This is a genomic window from Gluconobacter vitians (assembly GCF_015244565.1).
In the GTDB taxonomy this organism is placed as follows: Bacteria; Pseudomonadota; Alphaproteobacteria; order Acetobacterales; family Acetobacteraceae; genus Gluconobacter; species Gluconobacter vitians.
Genome location: NZ_JABCQG010000053.1, coordinates 1 through 3685, shown reverse-complemented (window position 1 = coordinate 3685; position 3685 = coordinate 1). Strand labels below are relative to the sequence as shown.

The following is a 3685-nucleotide window of genomic DNA, read 5'->3' as shown; positions in this document are numbered from 1 at the left end:
CTCAAGGACTGGCGGCGTATTGCAACACGCTATGACAGATGCCCGAATGTCTTCTTCTCCGCCATCTGCCTCGCCGCAACCGTCATCTTCTGGCTATGAGTCCTGAGCCTAGGGAAACCGAGCAGGTCCGAGCCGCTGGAAAACACATGGCGCACGCCGTTTTCCAGCGCGTCCAGCACCTAAGTGACAGGCTGGCACAGAAGGCGTCTGAAAATATATCAAACCTACAGAAGGACCCGCTTTTCGGGCGACGATACCAGGAACCATCTGGCCCTATGCTCTCCCCGTCCGAGTGGATCGCTGTCATCAAGGGTTGAAAGCCACCTGACAGCCCACGAGATACTTGGAATCGACTCATGAAACCATCTTTGGCGACCCGCCGTACTCCCCTCCTCGACTGCCAGGTCAGCGGAAGCCGGCAAGATCGCATTGGTATTGAAGAAAGCGACTGTGAAACCATCCAGCCAAGCTCGGTCGCTGAATACGATGTAGCCGACCTCTTGGCGGATCACGCCAGAGAATATTCATTTGGACGTCGCTTTCGGGACGCCGGTTGGCGGAGGATACCTATGACCCCGCTACTGAATCTTTGGCTGTGCCATCATGTTTGAAACATACTATCATGAGTTAGCAAGCTATGAGAGGATTTGCCCATGGCCGCGGTGACGGTTCGTAATCTATCGGATGAGGTCCACCGCGCTCTCAAGGCGCGCGCAGCCCCGCGTGGCCGCAGCACTAAGGCGGAAATCCGGAATATTCTGGTTCATGCTATTAACCCGCTCGGTTGATGCACATTCGGTTCCCTGATGGCGTGTGCAGTCCGCAAGACGGACGAAATAGCAGATGACGACGCCGAGCATTTTGCCTGGCTACGCGAGACGCCACCGGCAGAGCCTTTCCGTATAGAATGATCCTCTTGGATACAAAAGTCATCTCTGAACTGTAGAAGGTGATGCTGATGCCCGCGTAAGCGCATGGGCAAACGCTCAAGTGATCGAGACGCTCTATTTTTCGGCCGTGACAGTTGCCGAACTGCGCTTTGGCGTGGCGACGCTGCCAGCAGGGAAGCGACGCATGGATTACGATGATCGGCTAGAACGGAAAATCCTGCCCGCGTTCTCCGGTCACGTGTTGTCGTTCAATCTCAACGCTGCGCGAATCTACGCGGCTCTTATGGCGAAAGCGAAAGCGGCAGGTCACGCAATGGACATGGCAGACGGTCACATTGCAGCAATCGCAACGGCGTATGGCCTGACCATCGGAACCCGCGACGCCGCCTTCACTTGCGTCGACGTCAAGGCGATCAATCCATGGCGAGACGCACAAGCAGAGGAAATTCCATAGCGCAAAGATTTGGGTATATTTATAAAACCTTACCGTTATTTGGATTCTATCATGATAATATCATTATTCGTTAATTTATGCAGCCGATAAATTAACAAATTAACCTGCCTCTCCAGCGCAGCGATATCGGTTTCATTTCCGGCGACCACCTTTTGAAGGTGTATGACATTGTCCTTGATATGCGGCTCCGCATCAGGGCTGACGGATCGTAAAAGATTGACTATTTTTTTGCCTGAGAGCTTCTCCGGCTCGCTGATACGGTTTGCTATGATAGCCCATTGGGCCAGGAGAAATGGCGCTTGATCGGGGGGCGGGATAATGCCCTGTATCACGGGGATATTATCAATCAGAAAGCGCAATTCGCCATCGGCCAGCTCAGGAGCCAGTTCCACACCCGGTTTCAGATGCCCGGCAAGCGCTTCATACCGCGTTTCCAATTCCCGGCTGAAGCGCTCCTTTGCCCATTCTGTGCGGTCTGCGCCTTTCAATCGCTTGGGAGCGCCCTCGATGAGTGTGTCGAGATCAGGCAGGTCGGGGAAAAGCCATGAGACGGGACGCCGACGGACACGCAAAGTGCTAATATACTTGGCGATGGAGATGAGCGCCTTTCGCCGCTCATCGTGAAGCGATTGCAGCCGCTCGGCATGTCGCGCAAGTGCCTCTTGGTCTTTTGGGCTCGCGTTGGGAATGGGAAGATAGCTGATAAACTGCTTGTTTGCCTGAAAATATCCGTTGTCTTTCGGTTTGGCCGTCCTTTTAAAAACAAATCCGGCTGCCTTTCCGTTCAAAGCCGCCATCAGCGCATAAATGGAAACATTTTTAGAAGCAACGATGCTGTTGACGCGCACATTATTGACGTAAAATGTTCCCTCCACATCAGCAGCAACTTGCATGGTGCGTACAGTTTGCGCCACGAGAAGTTTCTGAACGTTCTGTCGCCCGATATTCTGGCTTCTGCCAAATTGATACCATTCGTTGGTGTCGAACTTCCGATCTTCTCGCGCTCGAAGTTCTTTCTCATGTTCTTTCAGATAACGCCAAGCATCGGGGTAAAGAGCTTTCATGGAAGATGCCGGGATCAGCGTGCCCCGGCCCTCGGACACGGTATAAGGAAAGAGGAGACAGGTCTTGGTCTGTGGCGTCAGGTAGCGGCTGGTCTCGGGACCGGAGACCAGCGGCTTCATGATCGCATCCTCGATTTTGACGACACGCCCCTGCCGGGCTCCTTTGGGTGGTTTTTCCTCGTAGCGGTTCGGCCCAATGCGTTTGAGATGATAGATATGATCGGCGCTGGTTTGAATACCTACGAATATATTTTCAGTGACGGCGGGATTATCCAGCCGCTTTCCGCTTTCCGCTTTTCATCAGCTTGTCGATCAGACGGCGCTCGCTTCCTGTGACGAGGAGCCAGCGATTCCGAAACAAAGATTATCATAGGGAAGACTTATACCTGGTGCATCCCAGGGGCTTTCGGCGACTACCCCATTGGGAGCCTGAATGATCTTTACCGCGTCGTTCGGGCGTTTTGAGAAGAACTGAAGCGCGGTATAGACAGTTGCTTCGTCGAAAATCTGATAGGAGCCGAAGTCGATCCATCCCCAAAGATGCCGACCTTGTTCAACGAAGCTGCGTAGGCCGACTCCGTATTCATTCATTTGCCAGACGGAGGGAGCAATATAGCCCAGTCTGCCGCTCTTGTTGAGAAGGTGGATGCCTTTTTCGATGAAGGGAAGGTAGAGATCGAAATTGCCTGTCTGAGTGCTTTGGTAAACTCCGCCTTCCGCCGGATCACGAGTGAGACAACCCGCCATGTCGGCATGGACCCTGCGGAAGTTTTGGAGCTTCACATAAGGAGGATTTCCCACGACGCAGTCAAACCCGCCACGCGCAAAGACTTCAGGAAAAGCAGCCAGCCAATCGAAAGCATTGACACGCTCTTTTTCTTCGGGACTGTAAGGCGCGAGCGTCTTGTTATGAAAATTCGTCCCGATAAGACTATTGCCGTCCCTGATATGCTCGTCGAGCGATGACAGCGGTTTGTCGGATCGCGCGGTATGGAGCCATAGGGCGAGCTTGGTGATTTCCACAGATGCGGGGTTGATGTCCACGCCGTAAAGATTGCGGCGGAGGATGTTACGGATTGTGGCGTCGTTCCAGTCGTCCCGGACATGGGTTTGTCCGTGTTGGCGGCGCAAGTCCTGGAGAACTTTCCATTCATTGAGCAGATAGGCTAGGGCCTGTTAGCACTTGAAACACTTCCCATATTATAGGGATGGAAGAAGGAGACGGAACAGGCACTTTTACGGACGAGACATGGGCGATCTGGGAGCCTCTGATTGAA

Annotated in this window: 4 protein-coding genes and 1 pseudogene; 3 read left to right on the top strand and 2 right to left on the bottom strand. The window is 53.4% G+C overall.

Annotation, left to right across the window (positions count from 1 at the left end):
• From HKD24_RS14825 to HKD24_RS14820, 3 genes and pseudogenes are all read left to right on the top strand, one after another.
• Positions 1–99: pseudogene (locus HKD24_RS14825) on the top strand (IS5/IS1182 family transposase); the annotation flags it as partial.
• Positions 100–653: 554 nt separating this feature from the next.
• Positions 654–788: a FitA-like ribbon-helix-helix domain-containing protein gene (locus HKD24_RS15640; RefSeq protein WP_407646382.1), complete on the top strand. Its 135-nt coding sequence runs from the start codon at positions 654–656 to the stop codon at positions 786–788.
• 202 nt (positions 789–990) lie between these two features.
• On the top strand, positions 991–1344 hold the full coding sequence (locus tag HKD24_RS14820; protein ID WP_322783343.1) for a PIN domain-containing protein: 354 nt from the start codon (positions 991–993) through the stop codon (positions 1342–1344).
• A gap of 35 nt (positions 1345–1379) precedes the next feature.
• On the opposite strand, the gene HKD24_RS15410 is transcribed toward HKD24_RS14820, so the two are convergent.
• Entirely contained in the window at positions 1380–2528 is a 1149-nt protein-coding gene (locus HKD24_RS15410) for a TaqI-like C-terminal specificity domain-containing protein (RefSeq protein ID WP_228124482.1), read from the bottom strand.
• A gap of 192 nt (positions 2529–2720) precedes the next feature.
• A complete protein-coding gene (locus HKD24_RS15405) occupies positions 2721–3539 on the bottom strand; it encodes an Eco57I restriction-modification methylase domain-containing protein (protein ID WP_228124481.1) in 819 nt (272 codons plus the stop codon).
• Between the last annotated feature and the right edge of the window lie 146 nt (positions 3540–3685).

Coding starts and splice junctions, on each gene's coding strand:
- HKD24_RS15640 (WP_407646382.1), top strand. CDS start 654: ATGGCCGCGGTGACGGTTCGTAATCTATCGGATGAGGTCCACCGCGCT.
- HKD24_RS15410 (WP_228124482.1), bottom strand. CDS start 2,528: ATGAAGCCGCTGGTCTCCGGTCCCGAGACCAGCCGCTACCTGACGCCA.